This is a genomic window from Hafnia paralvei ATCC 29927, from assembly GCF_001655005.1.
Classification (GTDB): Bacteria; Pseudomonadota; Gammaproteobacteria; order Enterobacterales; family Enterobacteriaceae; genus Hafnia; species Hafnia paralvei.
The window spans coordinates 78,960-99,936 of the sequence record NZ_LXET01000063.1 but is presented as its reverse complement, the minus strand read 5'-3'; the positions used below and the strand labels follow the sequence as shown (position 1 = coordinate 99,936).

The 20,977-nt window shown below is 48.9% G+C and carries 20 protein-coding genes; 8 read left to right on the top strand and 12 right to left on the bottom strand.

The genetic code is table 11. The features are described from left to right. Positions 1-57: 57 nt before the first annotated feature. Positions 58-516 (top strand): GNAT family N-acetyltransferase, encoded by a 459-nt coding sequence (locus M988_RS20500; protein ID WP_008815750.1) that lies wholly within the window; start codon positions 58-60, stop codon positions 514-516. A 94-nt stretch (positions 517-610) separates the two neighbouring features. Further along, the gene (locus tag M988_RS20495) at positions 611-1,186 is read left to right on the top strand and encodes a DcrB family lipoprotein (protein ID WP_008815751.1); all 576 of its coding nucleotides are present in this window, start codon (positions 611-613) and stop codon (positions 1,184-1,186) included. Positions 1,187-1,227: 41 nt separating this feature from the next. Here M988_RS20495 and M988_RS20490 read toward each other — a convergent pair whose 3' ends face one another. Together M988_RS20490 and M988_RS20485 are read right to left on the bottom strand one after the other, a co-directional pair. Further along, positions 1,228-2,904: an AsmA family protein gene (locus M988_RS20490; RefSeq protein WP_064575534.1), complete on the bottom strand. Its 1,677-nt coding sequence runs from the start codon at positions 2,902-2,904 to the stop codon at positions 1,228-1,230. A gap of 136 nt (positions 2,905-3,040) precedes the next feature. Further along, the gene (locus tag M988_RS20485; protein WP_004094067.1) at positions 3,041-4,453 is read right to left on the bottom strand and encodes a nucleobase:cation symporter-2 family protein; all 1,413 of its coding nucleotides are present in this window, start codon (positions 4,451-4,453) and stop codon (positions 3,041-3,043) included. A 233-nt stretch (positions 4,454-4,686) separates the two neighbouring features. On the opposite strand from M988_RS20485, the gene gltS reads away from it, so the two are divergent. After that, on the top strand, positions 4,687-5,901 hold the full coding sequence (gene gltS, locus M988_RS20480; protein WP_008815753.1) for a sodium/glutamate symporter: 1,215 nt from the start codon (positions 4,687-4,689) through the stop codon (positions 5,899-5,901). Between the two features lie 54 nt (positions 5,902-5,955). Here the strand turns inward: gltS and recG are convergent, their stop codons facing one another. Genes recG through gmk form a run of 5 tightly spaced genes read right to left on the bottom strand, consistent with a single transcriptional unit; the run spans position 5,956 to position 11,809 of the window. Further along, positions 5,956-8,037 carry an ATP-dependent DNA helicase RecG gene (gene recG, locus M988_RS20475; protein WP_064575533.1) on the bottom strand — a complete coding sequence of 694 codons (2,082 nt, stop codon included), beginning with the start codon at positions 8,035-8,037 and terminating at the stop codon, positions 5,956-5,958. Between the two features lie 2 nt (positions 8,038-8,039). Beyond that, positions 8,040-8,732 (bottom strand): tRNA (guanosine(18)-2'-O)-methyltransferase TrmH, encoded by a 693-nt coding sequence (trmH, locus tag M988_RS20470; RefSeq protein ID WP_008815755.1) that lies wholly within the window; start codon positions 8,730-8,732, stop codon positions 8,040-8,042. Between the two features lie 4 nt (positions 8,733-8,736). Further along, on the bottom strand, positions 8,737-10,836 hold the full coding sequence (gene spoT / locus M988_RS20465; protein ID WP_004094074.1) for a bifunctional GTP diphosphokinase/guanosine-3',5'-bis pyrophosphate 3'-pyrophosphohydrolase: 2,100 nt from the start codon (positions 10,834-10,836) through the stop codon (positions 8,737-8,739). Positions 10,837-10,855: 19 nt separating this feature from the next. Beyond that, a complete protein-coding gene (gene rpoZ / locus M988_RS20460; RefSeq protein WP_004094076.1) occupies positions 10,856-11,131 on the bottom strand; it encodes a DNA-directed RNA polymerase subunit omega in 276 nt (91 codons plus the stop codon). A 54-nt stretch (positions 11,132-11,185) separates the two neighbouring features. Next, positions 11,186-11,809 (bottom strand): guanylate kinase, encoded by a 624-nt coding sequence (gene gmk, locus M988_RS20455; protein WP_004094079.1) that lies wholly within the window; start codon positions 11,807-11,809, stop codon positions 11,186-11,188. Between the two features lie 271 nt (positions 11,810-12,080). Here gmk and ligB point away from each other — a divergent pair, with 271 nt between their 5' ends. Further along, the gene (gene ligB, locus M988_RS20450; protein WP_064575531.1) at positions 12,081-13,814 is read left to right on the top strand and encodes an NAD-dependent DNA ligase LigB; all 1,734 of its coding nucleotides are present in this window, start codon (positions 12,081-12,083) and stop codon (positions 13,812-13,814) included. Here ligB and M988_RS20445 read toward each other — a convergent pair. The 3 genes from M988_RS20445 to M988_RS20435 all read right to left on the bottom strand — a co-directional run bounded on the left by M988_RS20445 (position 13,741) and on the right by M988_RS20435 (position 16,481). Next, positions 13,741-14,358: a trimeric intracellular cation channel family protein gene (locus M988_RS20445; RefSeq protein ID WP_004094081.1), complete on the bottom strand. Its 618-nt coding sequence runs from the start codon at positions 14,356-14,358 to the stop codon at positions 13,741-13,743. The genes ligB and M988_RS20445 overlap by 74 nt on opposite strands. Before the next feature lie 200 nt (positions 14,359-14,558). Beyond that, positions 14,559-15,491 carry a LysR family transcriptional regulator gene (locus M988_RS20440; protein WP_064575524.1) on the bottom strand — a complete coding sequence of 311 codons (933 nt, stop codon included), beginning with the start codon at positions 15,489-15,491 and terminating at the stop codon, positions 14,559-14,561. 114 nt (positions 15,492-15,605) lie between these two features. After that, positions 15,606-16,481, bottom strand: coding sequence for an NAD(P)-dependent oxidoreductase (locus tag M988_RS20435; protein ID WP_064575522.1), 876 nt, complete (start codon positions 16,479-16,481; stop codon positions 15,606-15,608). Positions 16,482-16,711: 230 nt separating this feature from the next. Here M988_RS20435 and M988_RS20430 point away from each other — a divergent pair, with 230 nt between their 5' ends. Together M988_RS20430 and M988_RS20425 are read left to right on the top strand one after the other, a co-directional pair. After that, on the top strand, positions 16,712-17,188 hold the full coding sequence (locus tag M988_RS20430) for a DMT family transporter (protein ID WP_064575520.1): 477 nt from the start codon (positions 16,712-16,714) through the stop codon (positions 17,186-17,188). A gap of 3 nt (positions 17,189-17,191) precedes the next feature. Beyond that, entirely contained in the window at positions 17,192-17,659 is a 468-nt protein-coding gene (locus M988_RS20425; protein ID WP_064575519.1) for a DMT family transporter, read from the top strand. A gap of 84 nt (positions 17,660-17,743) precedes the next feature. Here the strand turns inward: M988_RS20425 and M988_RS20420 are convergent, their stop codons facing one another. Then, on the bottom strand, positions 17,744-18,607 hold the full coding sequence (locus M988_RS20420; protein WP_004094088.1) for a YicC/YloC family endoribonuclease: 864 nt from the start codon (positions 18,605-18,607) through the stop codon (positions 17,744-17,746). A 204-nt stretch (positions 18,608-18,811) separates the two neighbouring features. Between M988_RS20420 and rph the strand changes: the two genes are divergently transcribed. Continuing rightward, a complete protein-coding gene (gene rph / locus M988_RS20415; RefSeq protein WP_004094090.1) occupies positions 18,812-19,528 on the top strand; it encodes a ribonuclease PH in 717 nt (238 codons plus the stop codon). A 110-nt stretch (positions 19,529-19,638) separates the two neighbouring features. Then, positions 19,639-20,280, top strand: a complete 642-nt coding sequence (gene pyrE, locus M988_RS20410) for an orotate phosphoribosyltransferase (protein WP_008815762.1) — start codon at positions 19,639-19,641, stop codon at positions 20,278-20,280. Positions 20,281-20,344: 64 nt separating this feature from the next. Here the strand turns inward: pyrE and slmA are convergent, their stop codons facing one another. Further along, a complete protein-coding gene (gene slmA / locus M988_RS20405) occupies positions 20,345-20,941 on the bottom strand; it encodes a nucleoid occlusion factor SlmA (RefSeq protein ID WP_004094094.1) in 597 nt (198 codons plus the stop codon). Between the last annotated feature and the right edge of the window lie 36 nt (positions 20,942-20,977).

Here is a 20,977-nt window from a genome sequence, read left to right as displayed (position 1 = left end):
TGCCGAGTACTTTTGCTCGGTATCGTATACTCTGATATCCCTGCCCCGGAGGATGTCATGCCCGCAATTACCGTCAAGCACTCCAACATTGAAGAGATTCATTTCCTCTATAGTTTGTTGCCAGAATTTTCCGCACTGCATAACCGACAAGACCTAATTAACCGACTGAATAATAAAGAAACTTGTGCTCTTGTTGCTTATAAAGAGGAAAAACCTGTCGGTTTTAAGTTGGGTTATGCTCTGAATGACACCACTTTCTATAGTTGGTTAGGCGGCGTGTTGCCTGACTATCGTCGTGACGGAATAGCCCAAGTCCTATTGCATACACAGGAAAATTGGGCTTTAAATCATGGGTATCAGTATATCGAAGTGAAAACGAGAAACTGTTTTCCCGCTATGCTGATTATGCTAATAAAAAATGGCTATCAGTTAACTGCTTTGGAGCAGGCTGAGAATCTAGCCGACAACCGAGTACGACTGGTGAAATGCTTAACGCACGGAACCAATAATAAGTAGCGAAGCTACAATATGTTACTTGCATTTAATGCACTGATAAGGTGCGATACGTTTATTGGTCAATCGAGACGTTAGGACAATATAAGGAATTACCATGCGTAATTTAGTGAAGTTTGTGGGAGTAGGATTGTTAGTAGCAGGGCTTGCTGCCTGTGACGGTCAATCAACCGACAGCGCCAACTCTGCAGCTAAAGGCTCTACCTCGGCAGAAGCTAGCGTACCCGCGGGAGAAAATATTAGCCTACTTGACGGGAAAGTGACTTTTACTCTGCCAGCAGGGTTGACCGATCAGAGCGGTAAATTAGGCTCTCAGTCAAACAGTATGCACGTTTATGCGAATAAGAGTGGGCAGCAGGCAGTAATTGTAATTATGGCTCCGCTACCTTCTGACAGCCTGAGTACGCTGAGTGGGCGCTTGGTAGAGCAACAGAAAGCGCGCGATCCCAGCCTGAATGTGCTTTCTGATAAGAGTATTGAAGTCAGCGGGCAGCCAGCCCAAGAAGTGAATAGTGTGCAAACGGCGAAAGGCCAAGTCTCCTATTCCAGCATCGTACTGGCCAAAGCAGGCGATCAACTAATGACCATGCAGGTCGCCCTGCCAGGCGAAAATCAGCAAGAAGCAGCAAGTATCGCTAAAGGTGTAGTTAACACCTTGAAGATAAAAGAATAAATAGTTATGAAGCCCTCCCTTATGTAGGGAGGGCTAGCATATTAATTGACTACGCCATTCACCATTTTCTGTGTGAGCTGTTGTCCACTTGCGCTTTGCACATTCAACGTTGCGTTCACGCTTGGTTTCAGCGGTGCTTCACCGGTGAGTACGCCTTGCAGCTCTAACTGCATATTGACGTCCCCGCTTAACGGGAGAGCAGGCCAACCCCATTCAACCAATTGATTAGCTGGAACCGCTTGCCCCTTCATATCCAGCGTTAGCTGACGTCCAGTCTGATTGAGCGACGCGGTAGCCTCCAGTATTCCCTTTTGTGACAGCGCGCTGAGTTCGCTCACGGCGATCTGCTGATCGTTGGCATTTAGCGTTATAGAAAGGCGTTGGAGATCAACTTTGTTGAAGGTTGCTCCGCTGGCGTTGAACGTTGCCTGTCCATCCCACAGGCCTAAAAGGCGATTGTGTACTAAGCGAATATTGCTGCCAAATCCATCAAGTGCGGTGATTTGGAAAGGGAAGTCTGGATTGATATCAACAAGCAGGTTTCGGCTACCAGAAAATTTGGTCACTATGACATCGTTCAACCATGCTGGCAGTGGTGTCTGCCAAATCTCCCGCCAATTTTGAGGCAGAGTGTATTCCAAGCCCACAATGGTCATATCATCGATGGTTAAGCGTTTGTCATTGCAATGCCAATTACCGCTTGCGCGCAGCAGGCTACCTTCCCAACGGGTGCTTAACTGACGAATTGCAACGCCTGCGTTTGAGAGGTCGGCACTGAAGATAGGCTCAACAAAATGCACATTGCCCACCACAATGTCGTTAGCATTAAAGGCTATAGTGCCTTTTTCACTCTGCCAATCTCCTTTGCTCCATGTAATACCGTCCAGTTCGGCGTCTAGATCGCTGAGTGCCCAGCCAGCCCCTTCTAGTTTGGCATCGGTGACGCTAACTTTGCCGAAGGTCACGGTCGGCAGTTGCTCGAGTGGTGCAAAGAATGCGTCTATGGATTTATTGGTCTGCCAGTGAATATTACCTAGGCGCAGGTTATTGATCTGCCAACTGCCATCGGCTTTGCGCACGCCGTCGCTAGTCATCTGCCCCTGTGCGATATCAGCACCCGCTCTATTGATTGTCAGTAAACCTTGTTTGAAGCTGCCCTGTAGCAGTACATTTTGCGCTGGGACGTCATTAATCAATACCTTACCCGCACTGAACTGGAACTGATTATTATTGCCCAGAATCTGTCCTGCCGTTGGTTGCCAAGGTGAGATATAGCCATTCACCTGTGAGGCATTCAGTTTCTGCTGGGAATCATTTTGCTGTAACTGCATGTTAGCTAGGCGAAGGCTTTCAGCCTGAATCGGCAGTAAGGCTTTTGGTGGCGCAGAGAGAGACAGAGAACCATTTTCCAGCGTTACGCTGTCGAAATGTTTGGGGGCAGTGAACTGGCGTATGCCTAGCGACAAACTGACTTTCTCTGCACGCAAGAATGGTGGCTGACCTTCGGTGGCTAATGTGACGTTATTTAATATCACCTCCGATGGTTCGCGGATATCGTGATGTATTTTTCCCAACGATAGACGGTATTGGGTGTTTTCGTTTACCCAAGCGCTGATCTGGCGCGCTCCCCATGTCGTTTGGGCTATGACATAAGCCACAATAACCAACGCTATGATGATAGCGAGCAGGGTTAATAGTATTTTTCCAATAAATTTCACGGCATTAGTCCTTCAGGCCAAAGGTACTTTAGTTTATGCCGTATTAAACCGGATGGCTCAAGGGATGAAATGTAAACAGCAATAAAAAAGGCCGAATGCAGATACATCCGACCTTTCCTTCACTGCTATGGCGTCGCTAGTCTTCGTGCGGGAAAACGAGGTTTAGGACGATCGCGGTGATGCCGCCGGCAGCAATTCCAGAGGACAGCAGGGTTTTCATCCAATCAGGCGCAAATTGTAAGATCAGCGGCTGCTGGGAAACGCCAAGACCAACGGCCAGCGATAGCGCCATAATCATGATAGCGCGACGGTTAAGCGGCTCACGTGAGACGATACGCACCCCTGAAGCCGCAATAGTACCGAACATGACAATGGTTGCTCCGCCCAGTACAGGCTCAGGGATATGCTGAACGAAACCAGCTACTGCAGGGAATAGGCCTAGCACAATGAGCATCAGTGCAACCACAAAACCAACATAGCGGCTGGCGACGCCGGTGAGTTGAATGACGCCGTTGTTTTGACCAAAGCACGAGTTTGGAAAGGTGTTAAATACCGCAGATAGCATCGAGTTCAGGCCGTTAGCTAATACACCGCCTTTGAGACGTTTCATATACAGTGGGCCAGATACGGGTTGCTCGGACACATCTGAGGTGGCAGTGATATCACCAATGGTTTCCAGTGAGGTAACCATAAAGACCAACATCAGAGGAATCAACAGATTCCAATCAATGCCCAATCCATAATACAGCGGTGTTGGCACCATCAGCAGCGAAGTGGTTTTTTCCATATTGCCAGTGTCTGGCAGCATACCTGTCGCCCACGCCAGTGCGTAGCCCACGGCCATTGCAATCACCAGCGAAGAAACGCGCAGATAAGGATTTCGTTGGCGGTTAAGCAAAATAATGACAACCAGTACGGAACCTGCCAGCATCAAGTTACTCGGCGCCCCGAAGGTGTGATCGTTCATCGCCCCGTATCCACCACCGATGGAAACTAGCCCTACCTGAATTAACGATAGACCAATGATCATCACGACCACACCGGAAACCAGCGGCGTGATGATGCGGCGTGCCAAATGCAGGAAGCGAGACAGAATGATTTCGGTGCAGGACGCTAACATTAGCGTACCAAACAGCGTTGCCATCATGGTTGGAATATCGGCACCACCATTTTTTAAAGCCATGCCTCCCATAATCAACGGGCTAACAAAGTTAAAGCTGGTGCCCTGAATCGATAGTAGACCTGAACCAACAGGTCCCCAGGTTTTAATTTGCAGAATGGATGCTAAACCTGATGCAAACAGAGACATGCTGATAATGTGCTGAGTATCTTGTGCTGGTAATCCTAAAGCCTGACAAATCAGTAAGGCGGGAGTAATAACGGCGACAAACATTGCCAGCAGATGTTGGCACGCAGCAAAAAGGGTTTGTGGAAGAGGTGGACGATCTTCGAGACGATAAATTAGCTCACTTTTGACAGGCGCTGTGGTGGTAGCAGGCTTCGCCGTTGAAGAGTGAACTTGGTCGAACTCAGTGGATGGCGTGGTCATAATCCATATTCCGGAAGCAACAATGCACGCATTTTAATGATAGCGGTCACAAAAGCAATCGGTTGCGTGTAAAATTACCTAAAAATAGGGACACTTTTACATCGCATTTTTTGCTAAAGAAACTTGCCCTAACGTTAGGTTTTGCTTTCTAATTAATCGCTTATCATTTTTTTATAACGGTGAGAAAACTATAACTATTTGAAATTAAAATAATTATTACATGGAGTGATCAAATGATTCATCTGGACGTTTACGGTACGCTTGTCGCGGCGACCCTGGTGCTACTTCTTGGGCGCCAAATGGTACAGAAAATCCCCTTCTTAACGAAATATACTATCCCAGAACCTGTTGCCGGTGGTTTGCTGGTCGCTCTGGGGTTTCTCTTGTTAAAACAGACCATGGGCTTTGAGGTCAGTTTTGACATGTCGCTTAAAGACCCTTTAATGCTGGCATTCTTTGCCACGATTGGTCTTAACGCTAATCTGGCGAGTCTCAGAAAAGGTGGCAAGGCGCTTAGTATTTTCATTTTTGTCGTTGTGGGATTGCTACTGGTACAAAATGCGATTGGTATCGGTATGGCTAAAATGTTGGGGCTCGACCCGTTGATGGGACTCTTAGCTGGCTCAATCACGCTATCCGGCGGTCATGGTACCGGTGCGGCATGGAGTAAGGTCTTCAGTGAGCGCTATGGATTTGAAAATGCGACAGAAGTAGCGATGGCCTGTGCGACTTTCGGATTGGTTCTGGGGGGATTAATTGGCGGTCCAGTGGCCCGCTATTTGGTTAAACACTCTTCAACGCCGAACGGCACGCCTGATGATACTGAGGTTCCAACAGCGTTTGAGAAGCCATACAGTGGCCGCATGATCACTTCGTTGGTATTAATTGAAACGCTGGCAATGATCGCCATTTGCTTAACCGCTGGTCATTTTATTGCCGACTTCCTGCGAGGCACCTCGTTTGAGCTCCCAACGTTTGTATGTGTGCTGTTTGTCGGGGTGGTGTTGAGCAACACCATGCATGCGATTGGTTTCTATCGCGTGTTTGAACGTGCGGTATCGGTGTTGGGGAACGTGAGTCTATCTCTGTTCTTGGCGATGGCGCTGATGAGTTTGAAGCTATGGGAACTGGCCTCACTGGCGTTGCCTATGCTGGCAATTTTGCTAGCGCAGACGCTGGTTATGGCGCTGTACGCGATTTTTGTCACTTACCGCGTTATGGGCAAAAATTACGATGCGGCGGTATTGGCTGCAGGGCATTGTGGTTTTGGATTAGGTGCAACACCAACTGCTATTGCCAATATGCAGGCAATTACCGATCGCTTTGGTCCCTCGCATTTGGCCTTCTTGGTGGTACCGATGGTGGGAGCATTCTTTATCGATATCGTTAACGCGATAGTGATTAAGCTATACCTAATGCTGCCGGTGTTTCCTGCGGTGATGGGGTAATTTAGGTTTATCCCTCTATCTTCTCTCATGGCGGAGAAATAGAGGGATGCCTCTTTAAGCGTTGGTGTAGCGGCTACGCTCTGGCAACCAGCGCTCAATCAGCGCCTGCGCATGTTTGGGATAGTTTTGATGTATATGGCGTGCGATACGCTGTACTTCTGGGATCAATGCTTGGTCGCGTAGCAAATCTGCGACTTTGAATTCCGCGCTACCAGTCTGCTTAGTACCGAGTAGTTCACCAGGCCCGCGTATTTCCAAATCTCTCTGAGCAATCACAAAACCATCGTTGCTATCGCGCAGTACCTGTAAACGCTTTTGTGCCGTTTGGCTAAGCGGTGTTTTATATAGGAGTACGCAGTGAGAGGCTACCGCACCACGGCCTACACGACCGCGCAACTGATGCAACTGAGCCAAGCCTAAGCGCTCAGGGTTTTCGATGATCATTAGGCTCGCGTTAGGCACGTCCACGCCGACTTCTATAACCGTAGTGGCAACAAGAAGCTGAGTTTCGCCAGCCTTGAATGCACGCATCACTTCTTGTTTTTCTGCTGCCTTCATGCGGCCATGAACCAGCGCGACTTTGATTTCGGGCAGTAGCAGTTTGAGTTCTTCTGCTGTGGCTTCTGCCGCTTGAGCTTCTAACATCTCTGACTCTTCAATCAGAGTGCATACCCAATATGCCTGTCGCCCTTCTTTAAGGCAGGCATTTTTGACGCGCTCAATGATGTCAGTGCGACGTGAGTCTGGAATAGCCACGGTAGTTACCGGCGTTCTTCCCGGTGGAAGTTCATCAATGACAGACGTATCAAGATCGGCATAGGCAGTCATCGCCAACGTTCGTGGAATGGGCGTGGCGGTCATAATCAATTGATGTGGATGGAACCCTTGCTCCTCGCCTTTCTCCCACAGAGCAAGGCGCTGATGCACGCCAAATCGATGCTGTTCGTCAATGATAACCAATGCAAGACCAGAGAACTGAACCTGATCTTGAAAAATTGCATGGGTACCGACGATCATATCGACTTCGCCGCTGGCGATCGCCTCCATCTGAGTTTGACGTGCTTTGCCTTTTTGCTTGCCCGCGAGCCAACCCACTTTTAGCCCCAAAGGCTCGAACCACTGGCGGAAGTTATTGGCATGTTGTTCGGCAAGCAGTTCGGTAGGCGCCATGAGCGCAACCTGTTTCCCATGAGCAATCGTACGCAGCGCAGCGAGTGCAGCCACTAAGGTTTTACCTGAGCCAACATCGCCCTGAACTAAACGCATCATCGGTACTGGTTTTGCCATATCCGCTTCGATATCAGCCACCACACGTTCTTGTGCTGCGGTTGGTTTGAACGGCAAGGATGCGAGCATCAGTTTTTTGAGGCGGTCATCCGCTGAGAGCGATAGCGCTTTATGGCTTTGTGCTCCAGCCCGCACGGCCAGCATGCTGAGGTTGTGAGCCAGTAGTTCTTCTAAAATTAAGCGACGCTGTGCCGGATGTTTACCATGCTCGAGATCGGCCAGTTGCATATCTGGAGGTGGGCGATGCAGCATTCGCAGTGCGTCTGGTAGGCTCATTAGCCCGCGGCGTAGCTCATCTGGCAAGAGTTCGGCAATAGGAACGGTGTCAAGTAAGGATAATGCCTGATCGGTAAGCTTGCGCAGCGTGGCTTGGCGGATACCTTCAGTGGTGGGATAAACAGGCGTAAGTGCTTCTTGCAACTCAACGTTTTCTGTTTCACCTTGAATTTTGTATTCGGGGTGTATGATTTCCGCACCCAGATTTCCGCGTTTTATTTCACCGTAGGCCAAGACATGTTTGCCTGGTGACAGGCTATTCTTCATTGCCGCATTAAAGTTGAAGAAGCGCATGGTCAGCATTCCGGTACCGTCGCTAATCTGGCTGGTCATCATCCGGCGACGGCCAAAGCTGATATCGGTGCGGAGTACTTCCCCTTCTACCGTAGCAAAGAGGCCAGGCAGAAGGTCGTTAATGGCATACAGGCGAGTACGATCTTCATAGCGTAAAGGCAAATGAAGCAGAAGATCTTGGATATTCTCGAGACCGATTTTGGCGAGTTTACCTGCTTGGCTGGCACCAACGCCGGCTAAAGAGGTTAACGCAATCGCATCCAGCAAGCGGCCTTTCATCGTTAGCCTTTGGTTGCTTGCATGGCGTCCCACCATGCTTGAGGAGCATCTATTTGCCCTTCGTCATCGATACGCGGACGCGGCAGTTTTTTACGCTTGGCAACGTTCGCCAATACAGGGTAGCCCCCCTCCCACAGCAAACGTTGTTGATCTTCGTCGCTTAAAGGGCTGTGCTCACGTTGGTACATGCCCGCGTTTTGGCGTTGACGCTGAGCTTCATACAGGATTAACGCCGAAGCGACGGAAACATTCAGTGATTGCACCATCCCGATCATTGGAATGATGATGTCCTGATCTGCCAAAGCGAGCGCTTCAGCCGTAATGCCGTATTTTTCCTGTCCCATCAGAATGCAGGTTGGGCGAGTGTAGTCTATTTCGCGAAAATCAACGGCGGTGCTTGAGAGATTGGTTGCCAGAATCTGCATCCCTTCCGCTTTGAGCGTTGATACGGCAGAAGAGATATCTGGATGCGTTTTGACTGATACCCAGCTGTTGCTGCCTGCAGCGGTAGATACCATAGTGCGCATGGTTTTACCCGGCCACACGGCATGAACCTGATGAACACCCACGGCGTCAGCGGTGCGGATTACGGCAGAAACGTTATGCGGTTTGTGCACTTGCTCCATGCATACGGTCAGGTCCGGCTGTCGAGTGGCAAGCATCTGACAAATCCGCGCATAGCGTTGAGGAGTCATAGAATTAGTTTCGGTTGCGGTTAACTTTAATCACATCCGGCATGATACGAATTTTACGCATGATATTCGCCAGATGGACGCGATCGCGGGTGGTCAGGCGGATGAAAGCGCTGTAAACCCGGCCATCTTTCTCTTCGGTATTCATGCTTTGAATATTTGATGCAGTGGCATTGATTGCAGCCGTCAGATTCGCTAGCGCGCCCTGATGGTTAAACATATCCACTTTAATTTCAGCAATGAACTCTTGCTCAATATCCTTATCCCATTCAACGGCCATAAACTTCTCAGGCTCTTTCTGGTAACCGCGAATGTTGCGACAGGATTCGTGATGAATGACCAAGCCTTTGCCTGGGCTCACGTGAGCAATAATCGGATCTCCTGGGATAGGGCGGCAGCATTTGGCGAAGGTCAGCAATACACCGTCGGCGCCTTTTATTGGCAGCTTACGACCTGTGCTGGTACCGGTTTGCTGCGGATCGCCAAGCAGGTTTTTCGCCACGACCACACTCATGGCATTTCCTAAGCCAACTTCGGCTAGTAGGTCATCCATCGAGTGTAGTTTCATGCGATCCAGTTCACGCTGGATATTTTCTGGTGGCAGATCAGACAATTTGCGTCCGTTGCCAAGAGCATGATTAAGCAGACGACGACCAAGGCTAACAGAGTCATCGCGCTTGAGGTTTTTCAACATCTGGCGAATTTTAGCGCGTGCTTTTGAGCTAACGACAAAATTCAGCCATGCCGCATTTGGGCGAGCCCCCGGAGCGGTGATGATCTCGACATTTTGCCCACTGTGCAACGCCTGAGACAGCGGATATGGCTGTCTATCAACACGAGCACCCACACAGGCATGTCCAATATCGGTGTGGACTGCGTAGGCAAAATCGACCGGTGTAGCCCCCGCCGGCAGTTCGACGATGCGACCTTCCGGCGTGAACACATAGATTTCGTCTGGGAACAGATCGGATTTAACGCTCTCGATAAATTCGAATGAACTCCCAGCGCTTTGCTGTAGCTCAAGTAGGCTTTGCATCCAGCGTTGGGCGCGAATTTGCGCGGTGGTGCTAGATTCGCCTTCTTTATACGCCCAGTGAGCGGCGACCCCCATCTCTGCCATCTGGTCCATGTCTTCTGTGCGGATCTGCACTTCAACGGGAACACCGTGCGGGCCAATCAGCGAGGTATGTAGCGATTGGTATCCGTTGGCTTTAGGGATGGCGATATAGTCTTTAACGCGACCTGGACGCGGCTTATACAAGCTGTGCGCCTGACCTAAAACGCGGTAGCAGGTATCGACATCCTTGACGATGACGCGGAAAGCATAAATGTCCATGATGGAGTGAAAACGCTGCTCTTTCAGATGCATTTTGCGGTAGATCGAGTACAGATGTTTTTCTCGACCGTTAACGTGACACTCGATTCCCGCTTCGGTAAGACGACCTTCAATCTCGGAAAGGATCTTCTGAATCATCTCTTTACGGTTACCACGAGCGGCTTTGACCACCTCTTTGATAACGCGATAGCGGTTTGGATAAAGAGCTTCAAAACCCAGTTCTTCCAACTCAGTTTTTAGGTGATGGATACCTAAACGATGCGCCAGAGGGCTATAGATTTCGAGAGTTTCACGAGCAATGCGGCGACGTTTATCTGGGCGCAAAGAACCCAGCGTGCGCATGTTATGAGTGCGGTCGGCGAGTTTAATCAAGATCACGCGGATGTCCTGCACCATCGCCATGATCATCTTACGGAAGTTTTCTGCCTGAGCTTCTTTCTTGTCACGGAATTTCAGCTTATCCAGCTTTGACACACCCTCAACCAGTTCGGCAACGCTTTTGCCAAACAACTGTTCCATATCTTGGTAGGTTGCGGGAGTGTCCTCAATGACGTCGTGCAGTAACGCCGCCATTAAGGTTTCATAGTCGAGGCGCATTTCTGCAAGAATGCAGGCTACCGCGACCGGGTGAGTAATGTAAGGCTCACCGCTGGAGCGTGTCTGTCCCTCGTGCGCATCGCGCGCGACGAGGTATGCCTGTTTAAGGCGCTTGATCTGCTCTTCTGGCAGGTATTTTTGAATCAGCAGATTCAGGCTTTCAAACAGATACAAAGGCAGCTCTTCGTGTTAATTAACGACGGCCTTCAGCAATCGCGGTAACCGCTTGGATCTCTGCGGCTTCCTGCTCTTGCTGCTCTTGGCGCTCACGGACATCGAGGATCTGGTTATTGATCAAACCTTCTTCGATTTCGCGCAGAGCGATAACGGTGTACTTATCGTTTTCTTCTGGTACTAACGGATCTTTGCCGCCAGACTGCATTTGGCGCGCCCGACGAGCAGCGACCAACACCAGGTCAAAACGGTTACCAATTTTCTCTACAGCGTCTTGAACAGTTACGCGTGCCATAAATGTGCTACTCCACAGGTGAAGAAATGACTGGGCATGATACTGAAAGAGTCTTCAGTCTGCCAACAATTTGGTTATTAACGCGTCATGTCGCATTTTCTGGCGACCTAAACGCAGGCGTTCAGCGCGGATAATGGTTTTGAGATCGGATAACGCTAAATCAAAATCATCATTCACGATGAGGTAATCATATTCGGCATAGTGCGTCATCTCGGCAACGGCTTGCGCCATTCGCTTTGCAATGACTTCATCGCTGTCCTGACCACGACCGCGCAAACGGCGATCTAATTCATCTTTCGATGGTGGCAGAATAAAAATGCTGCGTGACTGCGGCATTTTTTTGCGAATCTGTTGTGCGCCCTGCCAGTCGATATCAAGAAAGACATCCACGCCGGTCGACAAAATTTGCTCAATCGCTTTACGCGATGTGCCGTAATAGTTGCCAAACACTTCCGCATATTCGAGGAAGGCATCTTCCTCAATCATCTGGCGGAATTCGTCATGAGAGACGAAGTAGTAATGCTCAGCGTGATTTTCACCGGGACGTTTGGCACGAGTGGTGTGCGAAATCGAAACCTGCGTATCGTACAGCGGCTGAGTTTTCAGCAATGCCTGAATCAGGCTGGATTTTCCTGCTCCGCTCGGTGCGGAAACAATATAAAGCGTGCCTTGAACCATAGTGGGTCTTATTGATGTCGTTCGTGTTAAAAGAACAAAAGAAAGATACAACTCCGCGTAGTATACACGGCTACTCGTCGTGATGCAGCGCCCACTTTCAGTCTAAAGTGCGAATTTATTCTCCTCGTCCCATCATTGCGATCGTCTTTGCAAAGAATATAAGAACCATTGTCTACCGTTAAAACTCTCCTGAATGTATTTCGCAGAAATCTGCACACCCTATGGAATGCCGTTTTCATTGCGCTATTACTGGCGCAACAGGAGGTGAAAAATGGCATGGAATATATTGATGGTGCTTGTGGCGTGGCTGATTTCAAGTCTGTGTAGGAGTTGGGCTCAACCACCGTGTCCTGATTGGGCTGCCGAACGTGCAACCCATGAAATTAGCGCACTACAGCAGCAGATGGCTAAATGGGATGAGGCCTATTTTTTGCAGGGGTCTTCACCTGTTCCAGATGAGATATATGATCAAATGGCACAACGATTAAAATCATGGAAGCAGTGTTTTTTAACCAATAGCTCGTCTTCGAACTCTGCCCTTGAGCCGACAAGCCCACGCAACACGTTAAGTCATCCGGTGGCGCATACTGGACTGAATAAACTAGAGAATGAAGCGGCTGTAAGAGACTGGCTTAAAGGCAAGGAGAGCGTGTGGATTCAGCCCAAAATTGATGGTGTTGCTGTTACGCTTCATTACCAGCATGGCCGCCTAAAAAGCATGATTAGTCGTGGCGACGGTTTAATCGGGCAAGATTGGACTAAAGCATCGGCCTCTATTAGTGCCATTCCTAAAAGGATCCCTGACGATGAGGCATATACGGTGCTTCAGGGAGAGCTCTTTCTGAAAGTGACCGATCATCAACAAAAAAGAGACGGCGGCATTAATGCGCGTTCAAAAGTTGCAGGAGCAATGAGATTAAAATTTTTATCGTCTGAAACGGCGAATCAGTTGGAGATTTTTATCTGGGGCTATCCTGATGGCCCCGCCGAAATGCCGCAAAGGCTGAATAAACTTGCTCGTTTGGGATTCCCGTTAGCTGAACAATACACTCATGCTGTAACCGATGTTGTTGATGTTGAGAAATGGCGCGAATATTGGTATCAGCAACCTTTGCCATTTGTGACAGACGGCATAGTGCTACATATGGCGCAGCAGCCAGCATCAGTGTTATGGCGACCTTCGCCTCCTGGATGGGCTGCGGCTTGGAAATATCCCTTAAAATCCTCCGTGACAGAGGTAAAAGATGTGCAATTCAGCATTGGTCGTAGCGGACGTATTAACGCGGTTTTATTGCTTGAGCCCGTAACCGTGGATGATAAGCGGGTCAGTCGCGTGAGTTTGGGTTCGGTTATGCGATGGCAGCAGTGGGATGTACAACCCCACGATCAGGTTTCGGTGGTGCTTGCTGGACAGGGTACACCCCATTTAGAAAAAGTTATCTGGCGTAGCCCTGAGCGGGTCATTGTGAATGCACCAGATCGGGGGAAATACCATTCTCTGAGCTGTTGGCACTATGCGCCAGGCTGTGAACAGCAGTTTATTGCTCGTGTCGTTTGGATGGCTCAAAGTTTGGACATTACCGGCGTCGGTGAGGCTTTTTGGCGTGAGTTGGCACAGAGCGGGGAGTTGTCTGATTTAGATGATGTCTTGGCTCTCACGGAACACCGTTTGGTGAGTCGGGGAATGGGGATAAATCGAGCGCAAAGGCTTAGTGCAGCCATTGAAAGGATAAAACTTGTGCCTAGCGCTGCATGGTTGAGGGCATTGGGAATGCCCTCAACACTTGCTGACTGCGGATGGGAATATACCGGTTGCAAACTATCAGTGACGCAAAACAAACAATATCGCCAAATATGGCAGGACAAAGAATGGTTAGGATTAATGAAGAGGTTAAGGCTGCAAGGCGTCGCTGCCTTTAACCCATTTTCCGTTAGTGATCTGGCTGCTGATAGTCAAATACCGGTAGTCCCAAACGGAAGCGCAGTGCCAGTAGACGAGCGGTAAAACCAGCAAATAAGGTAATCATTACCGTCAGGTCTTGTGGGATAGCAATATACAGGAGTCCCATATATAGCCACGCAGCAGCAAACGAGATCCCAGCATAAAGCTCTTTTTGGAACACTAATGGGATGCGATTGCAGAACAAATCACGTAGCACACCACCAAAAACGCCCGTTACAACGGCGGCGATAGAGGCAATGATTGGCCCATGACCCATTTCTAAGGCAACCTGTGCACCAATAATAGAAAATACGACCAAGCCGACGGCATCCAAGACTAAAAAGAGCTTACGTAGGTGGGTCATTAATGGTGCAGCCCATGTTGTGACGATGGCGGCTACGGCAACAATGACAATATTTTCAGGGTGTTTAACCCAGCTTAACGGGTAGTGGCCTAATAGCATGTCACGTACTGAACCGCCGCCAATGGCGGTTGCCGAGGCAATGATAATGACGCCAAACATATCCATTTGGCGGCGGCCTGCGGCTAATGCCCCAGTCATGGCTTCGGCGGTGATTCCAACGATATACAGAATACTCAGTAACATGGCACAACAACCTTTGAGAACTGAAAAGAGATAGCAGTGGAGGAAGGTTAGTGACTTTATGTAACTATCTCGACTGAGTTTTTCTAAAGGATGTGGTTTCGGATTAATTTAAGTATTCTAAAAAATGTATTTATTGCTGAATAAGTAAGTATTATTTCATTTTCATATTTAATGATTGATTAGAATTTATAACCTGAAAGCTAAATGTTATCCCAATATGCAGGTGTGCCAAACTTCTGCACAAAGAAATCAATGACAACGCGTACTTTGAGGGGCAGACGTCGGCTTTGGGGATAAAGCGCCGCTAGCTGTTGTGGCTCTAGTCGGGTAGATACGGGATATTTCTCCATCAGGCTGACAAGGCGGCCATCCTTCAGGGCGTCACCTAGCAGCCATGTTGGGAACACGACAATCCCGAGCCCTTGGATGGCGGCATCTAACAGCGAATCGGCATTATTTCCAGTCAGAGAACCGTGTAGGTTGTATGGAACCCATTGGTTTTTACATTGGAAAAACCATCTCTGTGCGCCAGCGAAGCCTTTAAATACCAGACAGTTGTGGTGTTCTAGCTCTTCTGGCGAAGAGGGGACACCAAAGCGACGAAGATATTCAGGGCTTGCCGCGATGCGATAGTTTTGCTGAGCGAGAACTCTGCCTTGCAGATTGGAGTCCGACAAAATCCCAATGCGAAACAGGAGATCGGACGCATCCTGCATGGGATCGATAAAATTATCCGTTTGCACAAGTTCGACGCAAAGTTTTGGATGTTTATGACAGAGTTCAGGAATATATGGCGCAATATGTAATCGGCCAAACACCACTGGCGCGTTGATACGAACTAGTCCCGCGGGTTCAAGCTTCTTTTCTTGTAATGCCTGTTCAGCTTCTTCCAGTTGTTCAAGCACGCGACGTGCGTATGTTGCCAGCAGCCGGCCACTTTCTGTTACGGTTACTGCACGGGTATGACGATAGAGCAATTGCTGGTTAAGTGCCTGTTCCATCTGCTGCATTTGGCGCGAAATAGAAGATGGTGCAATGCCTTCATTACGTGCAACAGCAGAAAAACTGCCGTAGTCGATGACTGCGACAAAAAGCCGCAGCGATTTGATACTTAATTCGTTGAACGCTTGCATACTTGCTTATTCCGTAAAGGATTTTATCTATGGCGCGTTTTGGTCTTCAATTATTCTAGTTGCTCACCGGTGGTGCTTTCCCCTCTTCACTTGGAAGAGGGGCGTCGAGGATGGTTATTTTAAACCGCTGCGACGTGCGGACACATTAGCTAGCGCGGACCAGTCAAGGTTTCCATCACCTTGTGCAATGGCATCAATAAAGTTGTCGCGCAATACGCTAGCAAAAGGCATAGGTACGTTTTTCTCCTCAGCAGCCTGTTGCGCTAAGCGAACATCTTTTAAACCAAGAGTGAGTTTGAAGCCTGCGGGGGTATAGCGTTCTTCTGCGATCATTCCGCCATAATTTTTGTATACCGGGGCTGAAAATAGCGTGCTGGTGAGCATATCAATAAAGTTTTTAGGCTCAATACCATGAGCTTTAACTAGCGCTGCGGATTCGCCCACCGATTCAATGACGGTGGCTAACATAAAGTTTGCGGCAAGTTTCACTGTGCTTGCCTGTTCGGGGTTATCGCCAAAGTGCCATGTTTTTTGGCCTAACACGTCAAACAGCGGTTGCGCTCGCGCTAGCTGCTCTGGTTCACCGGCAGCCAAGATATTGAGATTGCCTGCAGCGGCAACATCTACGCGTCCTAGCACGGGGGCAGCAATATAGTGAAGCCCTCGCTCAGCACAGTAGGCTGTCATTTCGCGCGTTAGATCGTTAGATACCGTAGCCATATTGATGTACACCGCATTTTTATCAAGGGCGCTCAGTGCCCCCTGAGCCACCATCACATCATGGGTAATGTGGTCATCGGCCAACATGGATATCACCATTTCGCATTCGGCGATATCTGCAGGGTTTTTACACGATGATGCCCCGTTCGCAACAAGAGGTTCTACTGCAGCAGCGCTGCGGTTCCACACTTTGACTTCATATCCAGCTTTTAGCAGGTTTTGTACCATGGGTTGCCCCATTGAACCTAATCCAAGAAAAGCGATTTTCATTGATAACTCCTGATTATTGTCTTCCGATCTGGTGGCAGGTTTACTTTATTTGTCTTATCACCCTAGAGCTTGGCAGGAATGGAGCCAAGCGACTTCATGCTATGCGTAATACGCAAAACTGTTTAGCAACTCATGCTGTTTTTCGAAAGAAGGTAACTATTGATAATGCTCGCTATCAGAAACAGCGTTTTGCGCTGAACGTTTTAGTGATATGAGGTGAGAGGTGAGAGATGACTGCGTCGGGACTATGTGAACCAGGCTCTATTAAACGTGCGGGCTATATTCCATTGGTCATTATGGCTGGAATGGGGCTTTCCGCTGAGGCGGGATTGCTCGGGCCGTTGGGAGAGGAAGTGGGGCATTTATGGGCAACATTGAGCATCTTCGGTGTTGGTGCCGCTCTGCTATTCCTCCTATCGTTATTAACTGGGGAACCAAGCGAGCATCGACCATTCAGTACATTACCTCGTTGGCAATTGATCGGCGGACTGCTTGGGCCGGTCTACGTCATTATGCTAACGCTAGCCACACCGATCATTGGCGTTGCGATGACGATGATTGCGATTCTTTCTGGACAGGTAGCTAAAAGCTTGTTGATTGACCATTTTGGTTGGTTTGGCATCCCGCGTAAAAGAGTCGGCATACAGCGCCTGTTCGCGTTAGCGTTGATAGTTGCTGCTTTAGTTTTAATCGCAGAGGGGGCGTAATTTATGTTTAGCCATATTGTGATGCTTGCGCTGGTGGTCATTGCTGGCGCGGTTTTAAGTATGCAGGCAGCAATCAATGGGCGCCTAGGGGAAAGTGTGGGTGTAATACGTAGCAGCCAGCTAACTTTCATCGTGGGTGCCGTACTGAGTGGGTTGTTGATTTTCTTTTTTGAGCCCGCCCATACGCAAACATTGCTAACAGTGCCGAAATGGCAATTGGCGGGTGCCCTTTTCGGGATGTTTTATATGCTGGTGATGGTTGCATCAGTGCCTAAGGTTGGAGTAGCAACCGCGACGGTGGCTGTGATTTGCGGGCAACTTTCCATGGGGATGATGATCGATACCTTTGGATGGTTTGGTAATCAGGCAATCGGGTTTTCTATGAGCCGAATGGCTGCCTTAATCTGTTTAGCTCTGGCGCTGGTGCTGATTTATCGCAGTAATCGTGAGGAAGAACAGTCTGTGGTCTGATGGATTTCGCCCATAGACGTTTTTGTCCATAACCCAAAGCCCAGCAGATAAGCTGGGCTTTGGGTGTTTAACATCGGCAGTTCATTATTCGATGTTCTGGATTTGTTCGCGCATCTGTTCGATCAGCACTTTGAGCTCGATAGCGGATGCGGTTACGTCTGCGTTGATAGACTTAGACGCTAAGGTGTTAGATTCGCGGTTGAATTCCTGCATCATAAAGTCGAGGCGACGACCGACGGCTTCTTTCTTCTTCAGAATCACATAGGTTTCTTTGACGTGTGCTTCCAGACGATCAAGCTCTTCAGCAACGTCGACGCGTTGTGCCATCAGAACCAGTTCTTGTTCCAGACGGTTGTTTTCCAACTGAACTTGAGCTTCTTCCAGCTTGCTGACCAGACGCTCACGCTGCCATTGCAGAATTTCAGGCATCTGCTGGCGAACTTTGGCAACTTCGGCAGAAACACCTTCTAAGCGTTGCTCGATCATTGCTTTTAGTGCGTTACCTTCACGTTCGCGCGCGTCGATAAAATCATCGATAGCCAGTTCTAAAGCAGCCATCAGTTCGGTGCTGATAACGTCTAAATCTTGCTCTGCGGCAGACATCACACCAGGCCAACGTAATACTTCTAGTGGATTAATCTCACCTTCATCGCTTTGCATTTTGACCCAGTTTGCGGCTTCAACCAGCTGTTTTGCTAGTTTTTCGTTCAAGATCATGGAACTCTGTGCGCTTGGGTCAAGTTCAAAGCGTAAGTTACATTCGATTTTCCCGCGAGTTAAACGCGTACGCAGTCTTTCACGCACCACCGGCTCAAGGCTGCGGAACTGCTCCGGCAGGCGAATATAGGTCTCAAGATAGCGCTGGTTAACGGAGCGAAGCTCCCAAGCTGCGCTGCCCCAGTTGCCTTTAATTTCACGGCGGGCGTAAGCGGTCATGCTACGGATCATTTTGCGTACCTGTAAAAATGAATGATGTCAGGATTATAGCCCCGCACCGTCTGCCATGATAGGCATAAGCTCACGAACGTCTACATTGGTCAACGATGAGTTAACGGACCCCTTTCGGTGGTAGGCTTGCTGCAACTCGGATTAATTTGGGTATAATGCGCAGCCACATTGAAATAAATCTGATTGCTAGCCGGAGACAAGCGTATGCGTCCAGAAGGCCGAACTGCCGAACAAATCCGTCCATTAAAACTGACCCGTCATTACACTAAACATGCTGAAGGGTCTGTTCTGGTCGAGTTTGGTGAAACAAAAGTGCTATGTAACGCCACCGTTGAGGAAGGAGTTCCGCGCTTTCTAAAAGGTCAGGGACAGGGCTGGGTCACGGCAGAATATGGCATGTTGCCACGTTCCACCCATAGCCGTATGGCTCGCGAGGCGGCTAAGGGCAAGCAGGGCGGACGTACAATGGAGATCCAGCGTCTGATTGCGCGTTCTCTGCGTGCCGCTGTTGATTTGAAAAAACTGGGTGAATTCACGATTACGCTAGACTGCGACGTGATTCAGGCTGATGGAGGCACTCGTACCGCATCCATTACCGGTGCTTGCGTTGCGTTGGCTGATGCGCTGAACGCTTTAGTTGCTGCGGGTAAACTGAAAGCCAACCCAATGAAAGGTATGGTGGCAGCGGTATCCGTAGGCATCGTTGATGGTCAAGCCGTATGCGATCTGGAATATGTTGAAGACTCTGCAGCAGAAACAGACATGAACGTTGTGATGCTGGAAGATGGTCGCATGATTGAAGTGCAGGGGACCGCAGAAGGCGAACCATTTAGTCATGAAGAGCTTTTACAGCTTCTGGCTTTAGCCAGAGGTGGGATAGATAAAATTATTCAGGCGCAGAAAGCGGCGCTAGAAAATTAATTGTTTTAGGCGACTTGTTAGTCGCCTTTTTTTTGCCCGCAGTTCGGCATGAAAAAAACCAGTACCACTAAGTGAATCATTTAATTACCGACAATGTAGGAGATGCATGCATGAAAGCCTATCAGCGCCAGTTTATTGAGTTCGCGTTAAGCAAACAGGTATTGAAGTTTGGCGAGTTTACGCTGAAATCAGGCCGTACCAGTCCATATTTTTTTAACGCTGGTCTGTTTAATACCGGTCGCGATCTGGCCTTGTTGGGGCGTTTTTATGCGGAAGCCTTAGTCGATAGCGGAATTGAATTCGATTTACTGTTTGGCCCTGCTTACAAAGGTATCCCTATTGCGACAACTACGGCGGTTGCGCTTGCAGAGCATCACGATCGTGATTTGCCCTACTGCTTTAACCGTAAAGAAGCGAAATCTCACGGTGAGGGCGGGACACTTGTCGGTAGTCCGCTAGTTGGCAAAGTGATGCTAGTCGATGATGTTATTACGGCGGGTACGGCGATTCGCGAATCTATGGAGATTATTCAGGCCCATAATGCTCAACTGGCAGGCGTATTGATTTCTCTCGATCGTCAAGAGCGCGGCCGTGCGGAAATTTCGGCCATTCAAGAAGTTGAGCGTGACTATGGCTGTAAGGTGATTTCTATTATCACGCTGAAAGATTTAATCAGTTATTTGGAAGAGCAGCCTGATATGGCTAAATCGTTGGCATCGGTGAAGGCCTATCGCGAAGAATACGGCGTTTAACAGGCAAATGATGTACCAAATAAAAACGGCCACTTAGTGTGGCCGTTTGTTTAATGTGCCTTTGTTACTGAAGCTGGCTCGCAAGCAATGGCCAACGTAGATCAAACTCCTGAGTTGGACGATAGCGGAATTCTGAGCGTACAAAACGCGACAGCATACCTTCGCAGAACGCCAGAAGTTGTCCTGCTAGCAGCGTTTCATCGTGAGCAAAGCCTTGACCTTCGCGTATCTTTCTCTCTTTCAAGACTTGTCGGATTTGCGCTTCAATGCGTTCAAATAACTGATTGATGCGCCCCTGAAGGCGATCTTGTTCAAACATCAGCGCGTGGCCGGTCATGATACGTGTTAGCCCTGGATTTCTCTCCGCAAATCCTAGAATCAAAAGCAGAATAAGACGAAGCCTATTAAAGGTTTCCTTTTCATCCTGCAGGATAAGATTAATGCGGGTGATTAAGCTATCTTCGATAAACTCGATAAGACTATCGAACATCCGCGTTTTACTTGGAAAATGGCGATAAAGTGCAGCTTCTGAAACACCCACGTTCGCGGCAAGCTTTGCTGTGGTAATGCGTTGGCTACCATCGCTGGACTCCAACATTTGCGCCAGAGCCTGCAAAATTTCCTCGCGACGGTTCCTTTTCGTATTTTCTTTTTCTGCCATGCCAGACAAGATCCTTGCTAAGCGGTGATAACGGAC